The organism is Rhizobium sp. PP-CC-3G-465 (assembly GCF_004343445.1).
Lineage (GTDB): Bacteria > Pseudomonadota > Alphaproteobacteria > Rhizobiales > Rhizobiaceae > Ferranicluibacter > Ferranicluibacter rubi.
Map to the genome: position 1 here is coordinate 1 of NZ_SLYH01000011.1, position 20,071 is coordinate 20,071.

The window sequence follows — 20,071 nt, forward strand, 5'->3', positions numbered from 1 at the left end:
GGCAGGATCGCGCTGGAAGAAGCGAAGCGGGTGGCCGATGCGCTCACGCTTCGGTTCGGGCATTCCGATCCGCGGAACTTTGCCCCCGAGCTTGAGAAGCGGCCTGAGCTCGCAAAACAGGCCGAGACGATCAAAAGCGTTGCCCGTATCGTGGAGCGCGCCCGCATGGCGGAGCTCACGCGGGATCACACGTTGAAGCAGCAGCTCAGCCGAACGAAGGGGCTTGGGTTGAGCCGATAGGATGGTGAGCGGTCATGCGGTTCGGATAGGGAACATGTCCTCGCCATAGTGATGCAGGCGGGTGTGATGACGGCGGCACAGCCAGCGCACGTCGAGAGGGTCGTCGTACTGGTCGTGATGCGCGTCGACCGTGTCGATGCCGCAGACCTCGCAGGGTTGCTTGGAAAGATCGCCCGCTTTGACTGCACAGCCAGGTGCGCATCGTACTTTGCCGGATTGGCCCGGCGCCAGTTTGCCTGACGGGTGTCGGTCTTCAGCATCGCTCCTTCTGAGAGCGGCGGTGCAAAATTAGTCCACGGTAGCGGCGGGATTGTCCCGCTTCGGGCGGAGTAAAATCCGGCCACCTATTTCCCTTCTGCGACGAATGCAGGAGGGCTTGGGGATCTACACCGTGGAATTATATCTGAAGGTTCGACTTGCTTGTTCTGAAGGGATGAGCCGGCGTCAGGCTGCGAAGCATTTCAACATATCTCGCGACAGCGTTGCCAAGATGGTGTCGTATTCGACACCGCCCGGCTATCAGCGTCAGTTGCCGATCCGGCGACCTAAGCTGGATGCTTTCGTTTCAACGATCGAGGATTGGCTGGAAGAAGACCTGAAGGTTCCGCGCAAGCAGCGCCATACGGCCAAGCGGGTGTTCGACCGTCTTCGAGACGAGCGCGGGTTCACCGGCGGCTACACGATCATCAAGGATTACATGCGCGAGCGAGATCAGCGTCGCCAAGAGGTGTTCGTGCCGCTGGCTCATCCGCCAGGCCATGGGCAGGCCGATTTCGGCGAGGCGATGGTGGTGATCGGTGGCGTAGAGCGGAAGGCGCACTTCTTCGTACTGGATCTGCCGCATAGCGACCGTTGCTATGTGCGGGCCCATCCGGCGGCAGTGTGGGAAGCTTGGGTCGATGGCCACATCCATGCGGTTGCTTTCTTCGGGGCCGTGCCGCACTCGATCGTCTACGACAACGACCGCTGCCATGTAGCGAAGATCCTGCCCGATGGCACACGCAAGCGGGCAACACTGTTCAGCGGCTTCCTGTCCCACTACCTGATCCGGGATCGTTACGGGCGGCCAGGCAAGGGCAACGAAAAGGGAAACGTCGAGGGGATTGTTGGCTATAGCAGGCGCAACTTCATGGTTCCGATCCCGCAGTTTCCGACATGGGGTGCATTCAATATCTGGCTCGAGGAGCAATGCCGCAAGCGTCAGCACGACAGGCTGCGCGGCGAGAGCGAGACGATCGGAGAGCGACTGCAGCGTGATCTGGCTGCTATGCGTGCGTTGCCGGCATCTCCATTCGATGCCTGCGACCAGGCGAGTGCGAAAGTCACGGCCTAGTCGCTCGTTCGCTACAAGACCAACGACTATTCCGTCCCGGTCGCCTACGGCCATCAGGATGTTTGGGTCCGGGGCTATGTCGACGAAGTGGTGATTGGCTGCCGTGGCGAGATTATCGCCCGCCATCCGCGGAACTGGGACCGGGAAGACGTCGTCTTCGATCCTGTGCACTACCTGCCGCTGATCGAGCAGAAGATCAATTCGCTGGATCAGGCAGCGCCTCTCCAGGGCTGGGACTTGCCCGAAGAGTTCGCCACGCTGCGCCGTCTGATGGAGGGCCGCATGGCCAAGCACGGCCGGCGTGAGTAGGTGCAAGTCCTGCGCCTGCTGGAGAGCTTTGAGCTTGCCGACCTTAACGCGGCGGTGAAGCAGGCCCTCCAGCTCGGAGCCATCGGCTTTGACGCCGTCAAGCATCTGATCCTGTGCCGGGTGGAACGCCGGCCGCCTCGCCTGGACCTGTCCATCTACCCCTACCTGCCGAGGGCGACGGTCGAGACGACGTCGGCGAAGGCCTACATGCGCCTCCTGTCGTCGGATGCGGGAGAAGCGGCATGAGCACCGAAGTCCCAGAGATCCTGCTCTCGCATTATCTCAAGACCCTGAAGCTGCCGACGTTCCAGCGTGAGTATCAGAAACTGGCAAGGCTATGCGCCACCGAAGGCGTTGATCATGTCGGATACCTCACCCGGCTTGCCGAGCGGGAGATGATCGAGCGGGATCGCCGCAAGGTCGAACGCCGTATCAAGGCGGCCAAATTCCCCGTCGTCAAAAGCCTCGACAGCTTCGACTTCGCAGCCATTCCCAAACTCAACAAGATGCAGGTGCTGGAACTGGCGCGATGCGAATGGATCGAGCGCCGGGAGAACGTCATCGCTCTCGGCCCGAGTGGTACAGGAAAGACCCATGTTGCTCTCGGCCTCGGCCTTGCAGCATGCCAGAAGGGCCTGTCCGTCTGGTTCACCACTGCCGCCGCCCTGGTCAGCGAGATGATGGAGGCGCGCGACGAGCGGCGTCTTCTCCGTTTCCAGAAGCAGATGGCCGCCTATAACCTGCTGATCATCGACGAGCTGGGCTTCGTGCCGCTCTCCAAGACCGGCGCAGAATTACTCTTCGAGCTGATATCGCAACGTTACGAACGGGGCGCTACCCTCATCACCAGCAATCTTCCATTTGACGAATGGACGAAAACCTTGGGATTGGAGCGTCTCACCGGAGCACTGCTTGATCGCATCACTCACCACGTTAGTATCCTTGAGATGAATGGCGACAGCTATCGTCTCGCCCAAAGCCGCGCTAAAAAGGCCGGCTGAAGCCCTCTCAAAAATCGCCGCTCGCGCATGAGACCCCCCGCTCGGGCTACGCCCTCCCGCGGGTCTCATGCCCGGGCCAAGGTGGCCGACTTTTGCGCCGCCGCGTGGCCGGTTTTTACTCCGCCGTTGACACGCATATGTGATCGCGACCGTCAGCCGACCCGCTCAGGCGCAAGCCGCAAGCCGCAAGAGATGCTGGTGCGCACCTTGTGATCGACCGCAAGGAGGAGGATGTGGTGGGCCGCATCCAGGAAGCGACATCCGGGCGCGGGGTCGACCGCATCGTCGAGGTCGCCTTCGAGGCGAATCTCGAGGCCAACCTTATAGTGCTCAAGGTGGGTGGTGTGATCTCTACCTACGCGACGGGCGGTGCGGATGCCGCGCCGAAAATCCCGTTTTACCAGCTCGCATTTCTCAACATCACCGTGAATTTCGTCTTTGTCTACGTCCTGTCCGACGAGGCCCGCGCGGCAGCCATCCATGACATCAACGCTGCTATCGAAGCCGGCGCGTTGCGACCTTTCATCGGCGGCCGCTTCGCTTTGTCCGAACTCGCTGTCGCGCACGACACACAGGAATCGGGAGAGGTCGTCGGCAATATCGTCATTGACGTGACGGCTTGAATTCGCAGAGCCTGAGGCCAGATCGCGGCCTCTTCCCTTGCGGAAGTCTCTGCTTGAGATTGACCTTCGGTAAGGCCGTTTGGCCAATCGAGGCTCGTGGCGTTGGAAGCCGCGTCATCGTTATACGGCTCTCGGCCTGATCGACCGGAAGCCGTATTCCTCCGCGGCGTCCTGCAGAATGCCACCCTCTGCTCTTATTCCACCTTGATAACGACCTTACCCTTAGAACGCCCCGTCTCGACATAGGCGAGCGCCTCGGGCGTCTGGTTGAAGGGGAATACCCTATCGACGACGGGGCGAATAGCGCCGCTGTCGATCAATCCGGCGATCTGTTCCAGTTGCCGGCCATCGGCCCGCATGAACAGGAAGGAGTAACGCAGGCCGAGGCTCTTTGCCTTTTTGCGCGCGCTGCGGCTAAGCAGGCGAATGACGAGCTTGAGAAGCGGGTTCACTCCAAGAGCGTCTGCAAAGGCGGGGTCCGGCGGGCCGGAAATGGAGATGAGGTGGCCGCCCGGCTTCAGGACGTTCAGGGATTTCGCGAGCGTCTTTGCATCCTGGCTGTTCAGCACGACGTCGTAGCCGGAGAGGACCTTTTCGAAGTCCTGGCTCTTGTAGTCGATGACCACGTCGGCGCCGAGGCTTTTGACGAGAGCGGCGTTTGCAGCGCTTGTGGTCGTGGCGACCGTCGCGCCAAGATGCTTGGCAAGCTGGATCGCGATCGTGCCGACGCCGCCCGAACCCGCCTGAATGAAGACCTTCTGGCCGGGCTTCACCTTGGCGACATCAACCAGAGCCTGCCACGCCGTTAGCGCGACCAGCGGGATGGACGAGGCGTCTTCCATCGTCAGTGTGCTGGGTTTGAGCGCGACATCGTCCTGATGAATGGCGATGAATTCGGCGAACGTGCCGATGCGGTGATCGCGCGGCCGGGCATAGATCTCGTCACCGACCTTGAAGCGGCTGACGTCAGAGCCGACCTTGACGACCGTCCCGGCGACGTCATGCCCAAGCACGAAGGGCGGACGATACGGCAGGAAGATCTTGAAGGCGCCGTCCCTGAGCTTGGAATCGAGCGGGTTGACGGATGTGGCATGGATGCGCACGAGGACGTCGCCGTTTTCAACCTGGGGTTCCGGCCGTTCTGCAAGGCGCAACGGGCCATTCTTCTTGTACTTCTCGACGACAAAGGCTTTCACTGGATATCTCCGGTTGTTGGTTCACTGCTGGCAAGGTTTCGATGTCGTCATGCCAGCTGCAAAGGTTCACAATGGGTCTAGGGCGATCATGCCGTCATTCGAAGGCACGGCAACCGCCCGGGTGTGTTTCAAGATGAGGACGCCGGTGCGTGCGTAAGACCGGCCAAGGCGTGTATCGCGTTCTTTCCGGCCTGCAAGATGCGGTCCGACGTCTCACCATTGACCGCGCGCGCCAATTGGAGCGTCCCGATCAAGGTGGCAAAAATCGCGCTTGCCATGTCATATTTCGCTTCCACGTCCGCCGGAAGCGCGTCGGCAAGCAGAAGCACGAGCGTGCGGGACTGTTCGCCATACATGCCGCGTGTCTCCTCCGGCTGTCGTGCAAGCTCCGGCAGCAGGGCTGAGGATGCGCATCCCCGTCCTTGATTGTCCCTGTGTTCCGGCGAAAGGTAGAAGTCGATCACGCTGTCGAGCCCCCCTTCGTCCAGCATCCCGCGCAGCCAGACGGCCTGTTTGCCCAGCGCATCCGACACGGTCTCCCGCACCAGATCGGCCTTCGAAGGGAAGTGGGGATAGAACGCACCGTTCGTCAGGCCGGCATCCTTCATGATTGTCGCGAGACCCGAGCCGGCAATTCCGTCTGCGCGAAACCGCTCAATAGCGACATCCATGATTCTGCGGCGTGACGTGTCTTTTCGGCCCTTTTCATATCGCATGAGACGCCTTTCAGATCGCTTTTCTTACGATCGCAATATTAAAGGTGAACATAATGCAGCTGGTATGAAACCGCTTGGTGCCTGCCCGGTTCGCGCTGGCCTGGGCAGGCATCTGCTTGTCGAGTGGTAGGGTGTCATTCAGGAAGCGAAACTTCGCTTTCCCCTGACAGCCCTAAAGATTGACATCGACGACCGTGCGGCCCTGAACATGCCCGCCCAGAATGCTCTCGGCGACGCCGGGGACCTGCGCCAGACCGATGACGGTCGTCGTGCGCGCAAGCTTTGCGAGATCCAGATCGCGGGCAAGACGGGACCAGGCTTCCAGACGCACCGTCTGCGGCGCATTGACCGAGTCGATGCCGGCAAGGGTGATGTTGCGCAGGATGAACGGGAGCACAGTAGCGGGAAGGTCACGGCCCTGGGCAAGGCCGCAGCTGGTGACGACGCCGCGATATTTGGTCTGTGCCAGGACGTTTGCCAGCGTATGACTGCCGACGCTGTCGATCGCACCGGCCCAGCGTTCGGCCGCAACGGGCGCGCCCGGTTCCGACAATGTGTTCCGATCGATGACCTCTGCCGCGCCGAGTTCCCGCAGATAGGCTGTTTCCTCAAGTCTGCCCGTGGAGGCGATGACGCGGTATCCGAGACCCGAGAGCAGTGCGATGGCAACTGATCCGACGCCGCCATTGGCGCCTGTCACGAGGATATCGCCTTTATCGGGCGTGATCCCGCCATGTTCGAGAGCCAGCACCGACAGCATGGCCGTGTAGCCGGCAGTGCCGATGGCCATCGCATCCTTTGTGGAGAGCGATTCGGAGAGCTTGACGAGCCAGTCTCCGCTCAACCTTGCCTTCTGCGCATATCCGCCGTGATGGGTCTGGCTGAGCCCCCAGCCGTTGGCCACCACCCGGTCGCCAACCTTGAAATCGGGATGGGAAGACACTTCCACCGTTCCGGCGAGGTCGATGCCGGGAACGAGCGGAAAGGTCTGGATCACCGGCAGCCGCCCGGTCACGGCCATCCCGTCCTTGTAGTTCACGGTCGAGTAATCCACGGCGACCGTCACGTCGCCGTCCATCAGATCGGACTCGGTCAGATCTACGAGCTTCGTGGAGAGCGTATCGCCATCCTTGGAGGTGAGCAAAGCTTTGAACGTCATTGTCTTCTTCCTGTTGAATCAAAGGGGTGGCGATGCAGATTATCTGGCGATGCGATAGCGTCCGGCGGCATGCTGCCAGCGGTGGTTGCGAGGCATGGCCTGCCGGGCTGCCTGATACGCTTCCCGTTCTGTTGCGTCGGCAAGCGACGGGATCGTCACGTCGGCATGCCGAACTGCTGGCGCAAGGCCTTGTCGAAGATCGATGCGGGCAGGAGGCGTCGCAGCAGGCTGACCTGTCCTGCGACCTTGCCGACCGTGTAACGTTGCCGATGGCGCTTGGCCGTGGCCGCCAGAACGACTGCTCTCGCCACGTCCTCGGGCGTATCCGCCGTGAGCTTCGCCTTCTCGTAGAAGTCATGCACCCAGGCACGCCCCGCGTCGTACTCCGCCATCTTGGTATCCGGTTCCAGCGAGCTGTGGTCGAAACTGCCCTGGACGGTGCCCGGCTCGATCAACGAAACGCGGACGTTGAAGCCGCGGATTTCGTGGTCGAGCGATTCCGAATAGCCTTCGAGGGCATATTTGCTCGCTGCGTAATAGGCCGAGTAGGGTGCCGGCACGAAACCCAGCGCCGAACTCATGTTGACGATGCGGCCTTCTCCGCGACGCCGCATCGACGGCAGCACGGCGTTGGTCATCCGCATGACACCGAAGAGGTTGACATCGAACAGGCTCTGAACCTGAGCGACCGAGGATTCCTCGGCGCCACCAAACATGCCGAGGCCGGCATTGTTGACCAGAACGTCGATCCGTCCGGTGCTTTCGAGGACCGTCGAAACCAGCGACGCCACAGAAGTCTCGTCGGTCACGTCGCAAGCCAGCATGGAGACCCCGCTCGAGCTGCCTTTGCTCGGCTTGCGGCTGGTTCCGAAAACCGTAAAGCCAGCTCTTGCCAGGGCCTCGGCACTCGCCAGACCGATACCGGATGATGCTCCCGTGACGAGAGCGGTCTTTTGGGAATGTGATGTCATCGCTGTCTCCAAACCGCTGAGTTTTCCCAGTGGCATACAGTTGCATTACGAATGCTTATATAAATTATGATCGTAATGCAATGAGGAAAATTTCAAGACGGTCGTGCGAGGTGCGAAAACGGTCGAAGGGATGGCTTCGAATGCAGCATTGTGGAGATTGTCGTGTGAAAATTCCGAGCCGACCGCATCGCTGTTGCGGAACCCGTCCGCGTTATCAGCGACACCAGCCTGACGAGCGGCTCTCATCTTCGCTTCACGTCGAAAGACGCGCTGTTAGGGCAGAGTGTCGCGATACCTATTGCTGGATGGCCTCAAGCATGATCCAGTGCGCCGAACGTCGGCGCTGGCTGGCGAGCTGCTGGATAAGGCTTTTCATGCCATCGCCGATCTCTCTGGGCGCATGATCATATCAAGTGATAAGGCAGCCTTCTCCTGCCACTTCGTCCACGCTTCAGTGTGGTCCGTTCGGCTCAGAGTTTGCGGGCTTGAAGGCGCTTTTTGTCGTGTTCGACGTGTTTGTATCCCAGCTCGGACAGGCGGAACTGTCGTTTCTGATACTCCCCGCGAATTTGGATAAAGCCTTGCTCCTCGGCTTCGCTCAACGTCTTCAGGCTTGTCCCTTTTGGGGGAGCCTGCCAATCCAGACCTTCGGCGCTGTGTAGCAAGACCATGATCTTGATCATCTTGTTTGTCCTTGGCTCATGTACGTCGCCACGCATAGCTTTTCGTTCATGCCGCTGCAATGACCGTATTTTCGCGCAAAGCTCGCATCGAGGGCAAACAGAAAGATGCCGTCGTCTATCTCAAAGCCGCTCGCTTTCACCCCTGCCAGATACCCCTTCACAAATCCTTCGCCAGCCGCAGCGCATCATAAATCGCCGCATGCGTATTGCGCGCCGCCACGGCGTCGCCGATGCGGAAGAGCTGGTAGGTGCCTGAGGGGTTTCGGGTGACGGTTTGCGGAATGCCGGCGATGAGGGCGTCGTAGGCGACTTCGCCGAGGTTGGTGGAGGCGGGGCGGAGGTTGAAATAGAGGTCGTCGAGGGGGATGGTGCCGTGGTTGACGACGATCTGGTCGACGGTGCGCTCTTTGGCCCCGCAGCTTAGATCGCCGCCGTAATCGCTGCCGACATGAGCGACGATTTCGTTGCCGCGCCGCTCGGCGGATTGGAGCCTGTAGGTGACCGTGAAGGTGGCATCGAGCGCCTGAAGAGAGCGCATGTAGGGCACGAGGTTCATCGCCATGACCTCCGGCGCAAAGGCGCGATCCGGCGTCATGATCTCGACCTTGGCGCCCGATTTCGCGATGATCTCGGCGGCCTGGAGGCCGGCATGGTCGCCGGCGTCGTCGAAGAGGAGAACGTTGGTGCCCGGCTTCACATCGCCGGAGATGATGTCCCAGGAGGAGACCACGAGATCGTTGCCGGCGGAGAGCACATCCGTGTGCGGCAGTCCGCCGGTGGCGATGATGACGACGTCGGGGTTTTCCGCCGCGATCGTGTCGGCATCCGCCCAGCTGTTGAAATGAAAGGTGACGCCGCGCTTTTCGCACTGGCCCATGCGCCAGTCGATGATGCTCATCATCTCGCGGCGGCGCTCGCTCTGCGCGGTCAGGCGGATCTGCCCGCCGGCATGGTTCGCCGCCTCGAAGACGACGACCGAATGGCCGCGCTCGGCCGAGACACGGGCGGCCTCCAGTCCCGCAGGGCCGGCGCCGACGATGACGATCCGGCGCTTGGTTTCGGCCTTCGGGATCGCATGCGGCATGGTTTCCTCGCGTCCCGTCGCGGCATTGTGGATGCAGAAGGCCATGCCGCCCTGGTAGATCCTGTCGAGACAGTAATTGGCGCCGACGCAGGGGCGGATGTCCTCCTCACGCTTCTCGATGATCTTGCGCACGATATGCGGGTCGGTCATGTGCGCCCGCGTCATGCCGACCATGTCCACCTTGCCGCTGGCAATCGCGTGGCGGGCGGTGGCGACATCGGGGATTTTGGCGGCGTGGAAGGTCGGAAAGTTGGTCGCTGCGCGGATCTGCCCGGCGAAATCGAGGTGCGGGGAATTGGCCATGCCCTGGATGGGGATGACGTCGGTGAGGCCCGGATCGGTGTCGATATGGCCGCGAATGACATTGAGGTAATCGATAAGACCGCTGTCGCGCAGGCGGCGCGAGATCTCCAGCCCCTCGGCCTGTCCCGTGCCGCCGGGAAGACACTCGTCGGCCGTATAACGTACGCCAAGAATGAAATCGTCGCCCACCCGGGCGCGCATGGCCCTGAACACGTCGAGACAGAAGCGCAGCCGATTGTCGAGCGAGGCGCCGCCATAGGGCCCGTCGAGTTCGTTGGTCACGGGCGAGGTGAACTGGTCGATGAGGTGGCCATAGGCTTCCAGCTCGACACCGTCCATGCCGCCCGCCTTCATGCGCTCGGCCGCATCGGCGAAGTCGGCGATCACCCGGGCGATGTCCCAGTCCTCGAGCTTCTTTGGAAAGGCGCGGTGGGCGGCCTCCCGCTGGTGCGAAGGGGCGATGACGGGCAGCCAGTCGCCCTTGTCCCAGCGGGTCCGACGGCCAAGATGGGTGAGCTGAATCATGATCGCCGCACCTTCCTCGTGCACGGCATCCGTCATTTCGCGGATGTAGGGCACGATCTCGTCCTTGTAGGCGAGCAGGTTGTTGAACACCGGCGGGCTGTCCTTCGATACGGCCGCAGAGCCCGCCGTCATGGTCAGCGCGACGCCGCCCTTCGCCCGCTCGACCGTGTAGGCGCGATACCGCGCTTTCGGCATGCCGTCTTCGGGATAGGCCGGCTCGTGGGACGTCACGATGATGCGGTTGCGAAGGGTCAGGTGCTTCAGCCTATAGGGCTGCAGGAGGGGATCGCTGGACATGCCTTAAGCTCCGATAGGTGGGGATGTGCGCGAGGCTAACGAGGAATGTACAGAAGTGTCAACATTAAAAACAGGGGTGTACATTCTGCTTGTCTGCTGCGGTGGTGTTTGGTAGGACTAACGGTATGGAGCAGGCGGTGAACGACAGCGGCTGGCGGGGGTCTTACGAGGGGTGGTTCGATGCCGCTTACGCCTCGCTGCTGGAATCGGGCGTGGACTCGGTGAAGATCCTGCCGCTTGCCAAGCGGCTCGGCCTGTCGCGCACCAGCTTCTACTGGTTCTTCAAGGACCGCGAGGCGCTGCTGGATGCGCTGATCGCGCGCTGGCGCGACACGAACACCGGCAACATCGTCCGGCAGTCCGAGGCTTACGCGGAGACGCTGGTGGAAGCCATGCTGAACGTGTTCGATTGCTGGATCGACACTGTCCTTTTCGATGCCCGGTTCGAGTTCGCCGTGCGCAGCTGGGCGCTGCAATCACCGGAGATCGAGGCAGAGGTGCAGCGCGCGGATGCGGCGCGGATGGACGCGCTCGCCCGCATGTTCATGCGCTTCGGCCATGACGCGGTCACCGCGGATGTCAGGGCGCGCACGACCTATCTCGTGCAGATCGGCTATATCTCCATGCAGGCCCGCGAGGATGTGGCGCTGCGGATGAAGCGGATACCGCATTACATCTCGATCTTTACGGGACAAGACGCGCAGCAGCGGGAGCTCGACCGCTTCTATGCCCGCCACGGCTACAGGCAGGAATAGCGGAAATGGCGGCCGTGGCGACATCGAATATAGGCCGGATGGCGACCACACCGCAGCCCTTTCCTATCGCCACACCTCTCCCGAACAAAACCGACAGCCTGTCCGATCGCACCTCGGCCCGTCTAATCGCGCCTTGGAATGGCGCGACAGGGATGTCGATCGTCCAACCCATCCGCCACAATCACACAACCTCCGTAAGGCTCAGCCTATGCGGAGGGCAAGATTTTCGCACCGCAAACGCGGCCTGCAGCCATCATCGAGGATGAGGAGACTGTCCTTCAGAGCCCATGAAGCGGGTATCCGCGGCGCCCCGCTTTTCATGCCTTGCCGCTAAAAAACAAAGGGGAACGACAATGAAGAAACTACTCGCTTCGAGCTGCCTGACGATGGGCCTTTTCGCAGGCATATCGGCCGCCGGTGCTGCCGAGTGCGGCACAGTCACCATCGCCAGCATGAACTGGCAGAGCGCGGAGGTCATCTCCAATCTCGACAAGCTGATCCTGAACGAGGGCTATGGCTGTCAGGCCGAGATCACTGTCGGCGATACGGTTCCGACCATCACCTCCATGGCCGAGAAGGGCCAGCCGGACATCGCGCCGGAGGCCTGGGTGGACCTGCTACCGGACGTCGTTGCCAAGGGCGTGGAAGAGGGCCGCATCGTCAAGGTCGGCTCGCCTCTGCCGGATGGCGGAAACCAGGGCTGGTGGATCCCGAAATACCTTGCCGACAAGCATCCTGACATCAAGACCATTCCCGACCTCCTGAAGCATCCCGAGCTTTTCCCCAACGAGGAAGACACGAGCAAGGGCGCGGTGCTCAACGGTCCGCAGGGCTGGGGCGGCACGGTTGTGACGACGCAGCTCTTCAAGGCTTATGATGGCGAGAAGGCGAACTTCACGCTGGTCGATACCGGCTCGGCCGCCGGCCTCGATGGTGCAATCGCCAAGGCCTACGAGCGTGAAAAGGGCTTCGCCGCCTACTACTGGGCGCCGACGGCCCTCCTCGGTAAGTATCCGATGGTAAAGCTGGAAGCCGGTGTGGGTGCGGATGCGGCCGAATGGAAGCGTTGCAACACTGTTGCCGACTGCCCGGACCCCAAGCCAAACGCGTGGCCGGTGGACACTATCGTCACGCTGGTCGCCAAGCCCTTCTCGGAGAAGGCCGGTCCCGAGGTCATGGCCTATCTCGAAAAGCGCTCTTGGAGCAACGAGACGATCGGCAAGCTGATGGCCTGGATGACCGACAACCAGGCGAGCGGCGAAGACGGTGCCAAGCACTTCCTGAAGGAAAATAAGGAGATCTGGACCAAGTGGGTTTCGGCCGACGCGGCCGCGAAGATCGAAGCGGCGCTCTGAGCCCCGTCCTTTGAAGCGGCGCCCGCCGGCACTTTACCTCTTCCGGGTATCGTGCCGGCGCGTGCCGCCTTCCGCTTGCCGTCAGAAGAAGAAAAAGACGTCGCACGGCTCCTTCCAGAGAAAGGGACCCGCATGGAATGGTTTTACACATTTCCACACATGGATGACGACGCGCTTCGCAACCTGAAGAAAGCCATCGACGAGGGATTCCGGGGCTTCACCCGCACCTATGGCGACGCGATCGAGAGCCTGTTCTCGCCGCTGCAAAGCTTCCTGCTCGCCACCGATCGCTTCATGACGCAAACGCCCTGGCCGATCATTACCGCGATCATCCTCACGATCGCCTGGTTTGCCAGCCGCAGCGTGAAGATCGTGCTCGGCTGTCTCGTGACGCTGCTGCTCATCGGCTATTTCGACATGTGGACCGATACGATGCGCACGGTCGCGATGATCTTCGTGTGCACGGTGTTGTCCATCGCGGTGGGCTTGCCGATCGGCATTCTCATGGCGCGCTCCGACACGTTCCGGCGGATCGTCAACCCGATCCTCGACGTGATGCAGACCATGCCGAGCTTCGTCTATCTCATCCCGGTCGTCATGCTGCTCGGCATCGGCCGCGTGCCCGGCCTCATCGCCGTCGTCATCTACGCCATTCCCCCGATGATCCGGCTCACCGATCTCGGTATCCGGCTGGTGGACAAGGACGTGCTGGAGGCAGCCGATGCGTTCGGCACGTCGGAGCGGCAGAAGCTGTTCAAGGTGCAGCTGCCGCTCGCTCTGCCCACCATCATGGCCGGCATCAACCAGACGATCATGATGGCGCTCGCCATGGTCGTGGTCGCCTCGATGATCGGCGTGCAGGGGCTGGGGCAGCCGGTGCTGAAAGCCATCGCCAACCAGTACTTCACGCTCGGCATGTTCAACGGGCTCGCCATCGTCGGCATCGCCATCATCTTCGACCGCGTCAGCCAGGCCTATGGCAAACGCCTGCAGAAGCATCGGGAGATCGTCCATGGTTGATCCGGCCCCCCGCATGGCTTTCGGCGGCATCGCCGTCCGCAATCTCTACAAGATCTTCGGCCCCAATGCTGGCGCCCATGTCGATGCCGTGCGCAACGGCATGACCAAGACGGAGCTCAACGCCGTGCACGGCCACGTACTCGGCCTGCGCGACATCAATATCGAGATCGCCTCGGGCTCGATCCAGGTGATCATGGGCCTTTCGGGCTCCGGCAAGTCCACGCTGATCCGCCACATCAACCGGCTGATCGACCCGACGGCCGGCGAGGTGCTGGTCGATGGTGTCGACGTGGTGAAGATGGACCCCGCGGAACTGCGCAATTTCCGCCGCCACCAGACGGCCATGGTGTTCCAGAAGTTCGCGCTGCTGCCGCACCGCAGTGTGCTCGACAACACCATGTTCGGCCTGGAGATCCAGGGCATCGAGCGCACGAAATCGCGCGACATCGCCATGCGCTGGCTGGAGCGGGTGGGGCTGAAGGGCTTCGAGAGCAAGTATCCCAACCAGCTCTCGGGCGGCATGCAGCAGCGCGTGGGGCTGGCGCGCGCGCTGTCCAACGACGCGCCCGTGCTTCTGATGGACGAGGCTTATTCCGCGCTCGACCCGCTGATCCGCATGGACATGCAGTCGGTGCTTCTCGACATCCAAGCCGAGATCCGCAAGACCATTGTCTTCATCACGCACGACCTCGACGAGGCCCTGCGCCTTGGCGACCGGATCGCCATCCTGCGCGATGGCGAGGTGATCCAGCAGGGCACGAGCCAGGACATCGTGCTGCGGCCCGCCGACGACTATGTGGCGAGCTTCGTGCGCGAGGTGAACCGCGGCCGCGTTGTGCATGTGGAGGCGGTGATGACGCCGCTGCGGACACTTGCCCCTAGCCATGTACCCGCCGGCCGCACGATCGCCGCCGACGTGACGATCGAGGAGGCACTCCGCATGCTCGTCGGCACGCCGGATGACGAGGCCATTGTGGTAGACGCAACGGCCAAGCCCGTGGGCACCGTCAGCTTCCGCCAGCTTGCAGGCGCCATGGTCAATGCGCACGACATCGGCCAGCAAGCGGGGGGAAGCCGGGCGAACGTCGCCTGACGCCTGTATCCCGTTTGCGAAACGTCATCGTCGGCCTTGTGCCGACGGCCTCATGAAATCAACGACGTCAGGCTGTTGCAGATCCTTGGGATAAGCCTGATCACCCGGCCCTCCCAATGGCATCGAGGCGGGTGAGGACGTCGGCCGGAAGCTTTAGACCGGCGGCAGCGAGGTTTTCGCGCAGGTGCGGGCGCGAGGATGTACCGGGGATGAGGAGGATGTTGGGCGACCGCGCCAGGAGCCAGGCGAGTGCCACCTGCATGGGCGTGGCGCCAAGGTCCGCCGCGGCAGTGGTGAGCGCTGCCGACTGCAAGGGCGAGAAGCCGCCGAGGGGGAAGAAGGGCACATAGGCCGTGCCGACGGCGGCGAGATTGTCGATCAGGGCGTCGTCGCCGCGATGAGCGAGATTGTACTGGTTCTGCACGCAGACGATCTCGGTGATCCCGCGGCCTTGCGCGATCTGCGCCGGGGTGACGTTCGACAGGCCGATATGGCGGATGAGGCCCTTAGCCTGCAGTTCTGCCAGCACTGTCAGCGGCGCTTCGATCGACCCCTCGGCCGGGCCGTGTACATCGAACATGGCACGCAGGTTGACGACGGGGAGCGTCTCCAGCCCAAGGTTCTCAAGATTCTCATGCACCGCTTTGGTCAGATCGTCTTTGGAGAATGCCGGTTTCCAGGAGGCATCCGCGCCGCGCACGGCGCCAACCTTGGTGACGATGACGAGATGATCCGGATAGGGATGCAGCGCCTCGCGGATGATCTGGTTGGTGACATGCGGGCCGTAGAAATCGCTGGTGTCGATGTGATCGACGCCGCTTTCCACGACCTCACGCAGCACGGCGATCGCCTCCGCGCGATCGCGCGGCGGGCCGAAGACGCCCTTTCCCGCGAGCTGCATGGCGCCGTAACCGAGGCGTTTGACGGTAAAGCTTCCAAGCTGAAATGTGCCGGCGTTCCGGATATCGGTCATGGGACCCTCCTTGTTGATGAAGCCCAAGATAGAACTGTATCCGTCGCTTGATAATCCGTGGTAATGCGAACAGGTTGTGCGGACTGGCGGACAATGAGGGAGGGGTCGTGCAGGACAGCGCTTTTGAGATGGGCGACGTGAAGGCGTTTCTCGCTGTGGCCTCCGCTGGCGGATTTCGCGAGGCGGCACGGGCGTCGGGCAGCAGCGCCTCGGCGCTGAGCGATGCCGTTCGCCGGCTCGAAGCGCAGCTCGGCATCCGGCTTTTCAACCGGACGACGCGCAGCGTGGTGCCGACGGAGGCCGGGCGGGCGCTGATGGCGCGCGTGAACCCGGCGATGCGGGAAATCGACGCGGCGCTCCGCCATGTCGTCGGCCTCGGCGACCGGCCCGCGGGAAGCCTGAAATTGAACGTGCCGATCAGCGCGGCGCGGCTTATCCTGCCGCAGATCGTCCCGGCCTTCCTCAAGGCCTATCCGGATATCCGGCTCGAAATCATGACGGACGAGACCTTCGTCGACATCAACGCTGCCGGCTGCGATGCCGGCATCCGCTACGACGAGCGGCTGGAGCAGGACATGATCGCCGTGCCCATCGGCCCGCGCCTCCAGCGTTTTGCCAGCGCCGCATCGCCAGCCTATCTCACGGCCCGGGGCCGGCCGACGCATCCCAGCGACCTCTTGTCCCATACCTGCATCCGCAGCCGTTTTGCCGGGCGGTCCGTCACGCCCTGGGAGTTCGAGCGGGGGGACGAGACTTTGCGGGTCGATCCCACACCGCAACTCATCGTGCAGGCCGGCGGCGGGTCGGATCTCGGTGTCGCCGTCGCCATCGAAGGCCTCGGCATCGTCTCGCTGTTTGAAACCTGGCTGCAGCCGCACTTCGACTCAGGCGCGCTGGAGCCGGTGCTGCAGGACTGGTGGCCGAGCTTCCCCGGTCCCTTCCTCTACTACTCTGGCCGCCGCCTCGTCCCCTCACCCCTGCGCGCCTTCATCGACTTCATCAAGGCGCGGCGGGAGGGTGGGTAAGGGTCCCCTGTCCCCGTTCAGGGAATGCGGGCGATAACCTTGATTTCAAAATCGAAGCCAGAAAGCCAGGTAACGCCGAGGGCGGTCCATGCCGGGTAGGGCTTTGTGCCGAAATAGCGGTCCTTGATCGGTAGAATGGTTTCGAACTGGCGCTCCGGATCGGTGTGGAATGTCGTCACGTCCAGCACGTCCTCGAACGTACAGCCGGCTGCGGCCAGCGTTTCCTTCAGGTTTTCAAAGGCGCGTTCCACCTGGGCGGCGAAATCTGGCTCGGGCGAGCCATCTATGCGGCTGCCGACCTGACCGGAGACGAACAGGAGGTCGCCCGAGCGGATGGCGGCGGAATAGTGGTGCTTTTCGTAAAGTGCGTGGCGGTCTGCGGGGAAGATGGCTTGGCGGTCGGTCATGGTGTGATCCTCAAGGTTAGCGGTGTCCGGCTTCCGGTCGCGCTAGGTTTCAGATACGGTGCGTATGCAGAGAGGTAGTCGCATACGAGGCGTATGTCAAATAAAGATACGTCTCGTATGTGAAATGAAGGATTGAGATGGCGAGAACACGGGCGGAAACGATGGAGGAAAACCGGGCGAGGCTGATCGCGGCCGGGCGCCGCGCCTTTGCCGACAAGGGCTATGCGGCCGCCTCCATGGATGAGTTGACGGCGGAAGTGGGGCTGACGCGGGGCGCGCTTTACCACAATTTCGGCGACAAGAAGGGGCTGCTGGCTGCCGTCGTCGATCAGATCGACGGCGAGATGGCCGCACGCGCGCAAGCGATCGGCGCTGGCATGGACGATGCGTGGGCCGGCCTTCTGGCGGAAGGGACGGCCTATATCGAGATGTCGCTCGACCCGGACGTGCAGCGCATCGTGCTTCTCGACGGGCCTGCCGTGCTGGGCGACCCCTCGAAATGGCCGAGCCAGGACAGCTGCCTGCAGGTAACGCAGCGCGCGATCGAGCGGCTGATCGGGGACGGCATCGTCAAGCCCGTCGATCCGGAGGCCGCCGCCCGGCTTCTCAGCGGCGCCGCCCTGAACGCTGCCCTTTGGGTTGCCGCCAGCGGCGATGCGGCGCGTGTGTTGCCAAAGGCGATCGAGGCGTTTCAGGCGCTGGCAACCGGGCTTCTGGCTGAGCCGCGATAACGCGCACCGGGTGCCTACCGCAGACCGACGCGGTGTTCGCGCCAGACGGTGAAGAGCCCGGCGCCGACGACGATGAGGGCGCCGATGATCATGTTGATCGTCACGGTCTCGCCGAAGAACAGGACCGCGATGCCGCCGCTCAGCACGAGCTGCAGGTAGGTCAGGGGCTGCACCTCGACGGCCGTCAGCAGGCCGTAGGCTTTGATCAGGAAATAGTGGCTGGTGGCGCCGCAGATGCAGAGCGCGATCATGGCGGGCCAGTCGGCCGGCGCGATCGGCGTCCAGTAGAACGGGCCGACGAGCGTTGCCGCCAGTGCGCCGAACACGCCGGCATAGAGAACGCTCGTCACAGCGGAATCGTCCCGGCTCACTGCCCGGGTCGCGATGCTGTAGAAGCCGTATATGAAGGCGGCGACGAGCGGCACGAGCAGGCGAAGATCGAACACAACCGACAGCGGATTAAGAATGACGAGCACGCCCAAGAGGCCTGCGACCACCGCAAGGCCGCGCCGCCAGCCGACTTTCTCGCCCAGGAGCGGCACGGACAGCACGGTCACGATCAGCGGCGTCGCTTGCAGGATGGACTGGCTCATGGCGAGACCGGCGGTGATGAAGGCGAAGACGACGATGACGACCTCGCCGACCAGCAGCACGCCGCGAAACACCTGTAGAACCGGCCGCCGCGTCACGAAGGCCCGTCTCAGCCCGCCCGGTGCAAACGCCGCCATGACCATGACGAACACGGCAAAGGCCCAGAAGCGCACCATGACGACCATGATGGGCGGGTACTTTTCCCCGAGCAGCTTGGAGAACGCATCCTGTCCCGCAAAGATGGTGATGGCGAGGAGGACATAGAGGTAACCGCGTGTCTTGGCTGTCATGATGTTCCGACTGTCGCGCCTGCGACGCGATGTGACGGATCGGCTTGGGATCACCCTGTCTACGCGCCGGGGACGGCGAAAGCCAGTGCGGGCACGACATCCGCGCCGGTAAGCGCGACAGGAACCATGACAGGTTCAGTCCCGCGTGCCGAACAGGCGCAGCAGCCCCGCCATGGTCGAGAAGAGCACGATGAGCGCGCCATAGACGAGGACGGTAGGGGCAAGGCCGAACGTGCCGATGGCGAGGCCTGCCAGAAGCGTCGGCAGGCCGAAGGCGAGGTAGCTCAAGGTGAAGAGGGCGGCGAAGAGCTCGCCACGCTCGTGCGGGCGCACGACCGGCACGATGGAGCGCAGGACGCCATAGAAGCAGGTGCCGAACCCTGTCCCGGCGATGGTGAGCGCCAGAAGATAGGCGGGGAGGGACGTCCAGACCATTGCGGCGAGCGTGAGCGTCGTGCCGAGCGCGAGCGCCGCGGTGCCGAAGAGGGTGACGCTGCGTGACGAGCGGCCGCGCGCCACATAGCAGGCGGCCGCACCCGCGCCGCAGAGAATGACGATGACGATCGCCTGCCTCGTATGGTCTTCCACGCCGAACACGCTGCGCACCAACGGCGCGCCGAGCGCAAGATAGAGGCCGCCGGTGGCCCAGCCGGCGATGACGGCCGGCGCGCTGCGCCAGAAGGCGGTCACCGCGGCTGCGGGCACGCCGATGCGCGGCCGGAGCGACGCCCAGACGCCTTCATGGCGCGGTGCGGTTTCCGGCACGCACCAGATGAGGCCGGCAAAGAGGGCGGATCCTGCAACCAGCGCGCCGAAGACGCTCGCCTTCGCCGTCAATGTCGCGTCCATCAGCAGGCCTGCGACCAGGGCCCCCACGGCAAGCCCGCTGAGCGGAACGACGGAATTCCGGATGGAGGCGCTGCCGGGCCTGTCCTTTGGCTCGAAATCGACGACGGCGGCCGACAGCGTCGACAGGAGCAGGCCGGCGGCGACGCCCTGCAGGATGCGCGAGATGACGAGGCTGCCCACGTCCTGCGCCTGCCAGAAGAGCGTGAGGCTGAACGCCATCAGCGCGAAGCCCGCCGAGATGACCGGGCGTCGGCCGACATGGTCGGACAGCGACCCCATGACGAGCAGCGAGGCGAGCAGGGTGACGGTGTACACGGCGAAGACCGCAGTGAGCGTCATCGACGTGAAGCCGAGCTCCTGCTGGAGCGTAGGGTAGAAGGGCGAGGGCGCGCTGGCGCCGGCCATCATCACCGCCATGGCGGCGAGGGTCAGGCGGAAACCGGCGTTCATGTTTACCGGTATCTTGAGCAGCACGTCGGTCATGTGTCCCCCGACAGTTCGAGATTTTTCGAACTTTTCTTTACTGGCAAAGGCGTGTCCGT

The 20,071-nt window shown here is 62.9% G+C and carries 17 protein-coding genes and 4 pseudogenes; 10 read left to right on the forward strand and 11 right to left on the reverse strand.

Annotated features, from left to right (window positions below):
• A pseudogene (locus C8J33_RS22710) lies at positions 1-240 on the forward strand (conjugal transfer protein traA); the annotation flags it as partial.
• Between the two features lie 12 nt (positions 241-252).
• On the opposite strand, the pseudogene C8J33_RS22715 reads toward C8J33_RS22710, so the two are convergent.
• Positions 253-500 (reverse strand): annotated as a pseudogene (locus tag C8J33_RS22715) (hypothetical protein).
• 131 nt (positions 501-631) lie between these two features.
• On the opposite strand from C8J33_RS22715, the pseudogene istA reads away from it, so the two are divergent.
• The 3 genes and pseudogenes from istA to C8J33_RS22730 form a co-directional block, all read left to right on the forward strand.
• Positions 632-2,128: pseudogene (istA, locus tag C8J33_RS22720) on the forward strand (IS21 family transposase).
• Positions 2,125-2,883 carry an IS21-like element helper ATPase IstB gene (gene istB / locus C8J33_RS22725; RefSeq protein ID WP_110802288.1) on the forward strand — a complete coding sequence of 253 codons (759 nt, stop codon included), beginning with the start codon at positions 2,125-2,127 and terminating at the stop codon, positions 2,881-2,883. Before istA ends, istB begins: the two are co-directional and overlap by 4 nt.
• A 173-nt stretch (positions 2,884-3,056) precedes the next feature.
• Positions 3,057-3,506: pseudogene (locus C8J33_RS22730) on the forward strand (zinc-binding dehydrogenase); the annotation flags it as partial.
• Between the two features lie 194 nt (positions 3,507-3,700).
• Here the strand turns inward: C8J33_RS22730 and C8J33_RS22735 are convergent.
• The 6 genes from C8J33_RS22735 to C8J33_RS22760 form a co-directional block, all read right to left on the reverse strand.
• Positions 3,701-4,702, reverse strand: a complete 1,002-nt coding sequence (locus tag C8J33_RS22735) for an NADP-dependent oxidoreductase (RefSeq protein ID WP_110802292.1) — start codon at positions 4,700-4,702, stop codon at positions 3,701-3,703.
• Positions 4,703-4,830: 128 nt separating this feature from the next.
• Positions 4,831-5,418, reverse strand: coding sequence for a TetR/AcrR family transcriptional regulator (locus C8J33_RS22740; protein WP_110802294.1), 588 nt, complete (start codon positions 5,416-5,418; stop codon positions 4,831-4,833).
• Between the two features lie 172 nt (positions 5,419-5,590).
• Complete coding sequence (locus tag C8J33_RS22745) at positions 5,591-6,577, reverse strand: MDR family oxidoreductase (RefSeq protein ID WP_110802296.1); 987 nt, start codon at positions 6,575-6,577, stop codon at positions 5,591-5,593.
• A gap of 155 nt (positions 6,578-6,732) precedes the next feature.
• Positions 6,733-7,548, reverse strand: a complete 816-nt coding sequence (locus tag C8J33_RS22750; protein WP_110802298.1) for an oxidoreductase — start codon at positions 7,546-7,548, stop codon at positions 6,733-6,735.
• Positions 7,549-8,018: 470 nt separating this feature from the next.
• Positions 8,019-8,219, reverse strand: coding sequence for a hypothetical protein (locus C8J33_RS22755; RefSeq protein ID WP_110802539.1), 201 nt, complete (start codon positions 8,217-8,219; stop codon positions 8,019-8,021).
• Positions 8,220-8,388: 169 nt separating this feature from the next.
• Entirely contained in the window at positions 8,389-10,440 is a 2,052-nt protein-coding gene (locus tag C8J33_RS22760; protein ID WP_132665446.1) for an NADH:flavin oxidoreductase, read from the reverse strand.
• A gap of 125 nt (positions 10,441-10,565) precedes the next feature.
• Between C8J33_RS22760 and C8J33_RS22765 the strand changes: the two genes are divergently transcribed.
• The 4 genes from C8J33_RS22765 (at position 10,566) to C8J33_RS22780 (ending at position 14,663) form a co-directional block, all read left to right on the forward strand.
• The gene (locus tag C8J33_RS22765) at positions 10,566-11,195 is read left to right on the forward strand and encodes a TetR/AcrR family transcriptional regulator (protein ID WP_110802302.1); all 630 of its coding nucleotides are present in this window, start codon (positions 10,566-10,568) and stop codon (positions 11,193-11,195) included.
• Positions 11,196-11,548: 353 nt separating this feature from the next.
• Positions 11,549-12,550: an ABC transporter substrate-binding protein gene (locus tag C8J33_RS22770; protein WP_110802304.1), complete on the forward strand. Its 1,002-nt coding sequence runs from the start codon at positions 11,549-11,551 to the stop codon at positions 12,548-12,550.
• Between the two features lie 132 nt (positions 12,551-12,682).
• Positions 12,683-13,570, forward strand: coding sequence for an ABC transporter permease (locus C8J33_RS22775; RefSeq protein WP_110802306.1), 888 nt, complete (start codon positions 12,683-12,685; stop codon positions 13,568-13,570).
• On the forward strand, positions 13,563-14,663 hold the full coding sequence (locus tag C8J33_RS22780; RefSeq protein WP_422038917.1) for a quaternary amine ABC transporter ATP-binding protein: 1,101 nt from the start codon (positions 13,563-13,565) through the stop codon (positions 14,661-14,663). The genes C8J33_RS22775 and C8J33_RS22780 overlap by 8 nt, the downstream gene beginning before the upstream one ends.
• Positions 14,664-14,763: 100 nt before the next feature.
• On the opposite strand, the gene C8J33_RS22785 is transcribed toward C8J33_RS22780, so the two are convergent.
• Positions 14,764-15,636 carry an aldo/keto reductase family oxidoreductase gene (locus C8J33_RS22785; RefSeq protein WP_110802543.1) on the reverse strand — a complete coding sequence of 291 codons (873 nt, stop codon included), beginning with the start codon at positions 15,634-15,636 and terminating at the stop codon, positions 14,764-14,766.
• 128 nt (positions 15,637-15,764) lie between these two features.
• Here C8J33_RS22785 and C8J33_RS22790 point away from each other — a divergent pair, with 128 nt between their 5' ends.
• A complete protein-coding gene (locus C8J33_RS22790) occupies positions 15,765-16,661 on the forward strand; it encodes a LysR family transcriptional regulator (protein WP_110802308.1) in 897 nt (298 codons plus the stop codon).
• 17 nt (positions 16,662-16,678) lie between these two features.
• Here C8J33_RS22790 and C8J33_RS22795 read toward each other — a convergent pair whose 3' ends face one another.
• The gene (locus tag C8J33_RS22795) at positions 16,679-17,068 is read right to left on the reverse strand and encodes a RidA family protein (RefSeq protein ID WP_110802310.1); all 390 of its coding nucleotides are present in this window, start codon (positions 17,066-17,068) and stop codon (positions 16,679-16,681) included.
• Between the two features lie 137 nt (positions 17,069-17,205).
• Here C8J33_RS22795 and C8J33_RS22800 point away from each other — a divergent pair, with 137 nt between their 5' ends.
• Complete coding sequence (locus C8J33_RS22800; protein ID WP_110802312.1) at positions 17,206-17,799, forward strand: TetR/AcrR family transcriptional regulator; 594 nt, start codon at positions 17,206-17,208, stop codon at positions 17,797-17,799.
• A 14-nt stretch (positions 17,800-17,813) separates the two neighbouring features.
• Here the strand turns inward: C8J33_RS22800 and C8J33_RS22805 are convergent, their stop codons facing one another.
• Both C8J33_RS22805 and C8J33_RS22810 read right to left on the reverse strand, forming a co-directional pair.
• Positions 17,814-18,680 carry a DMT family transporter gene (locus tag C8J33_RS22805; protein WP_110802314.1) on the reverse strand — a complete coding sequence of 289 codons (867 nt, stop codon included), beginning with the start codon at positions 18,678-18,680 and terminating at the stop codon, positions 17,814-17,816.
• Positions 18,681-18,815: 135 nt separating this feature from the next.
• Positions 18,816-20,012, reverse strand: a complete 1,197-nt coding sequence (locus C8J33_RS22810) for an MFS transporter (protein ID WP_132665447.1) — start codon at positions 20,010-20,012, stop codon at positions 18,816-18,818.
• Positions 20,013-20,071: the final 59 nt, after the last annotated feature.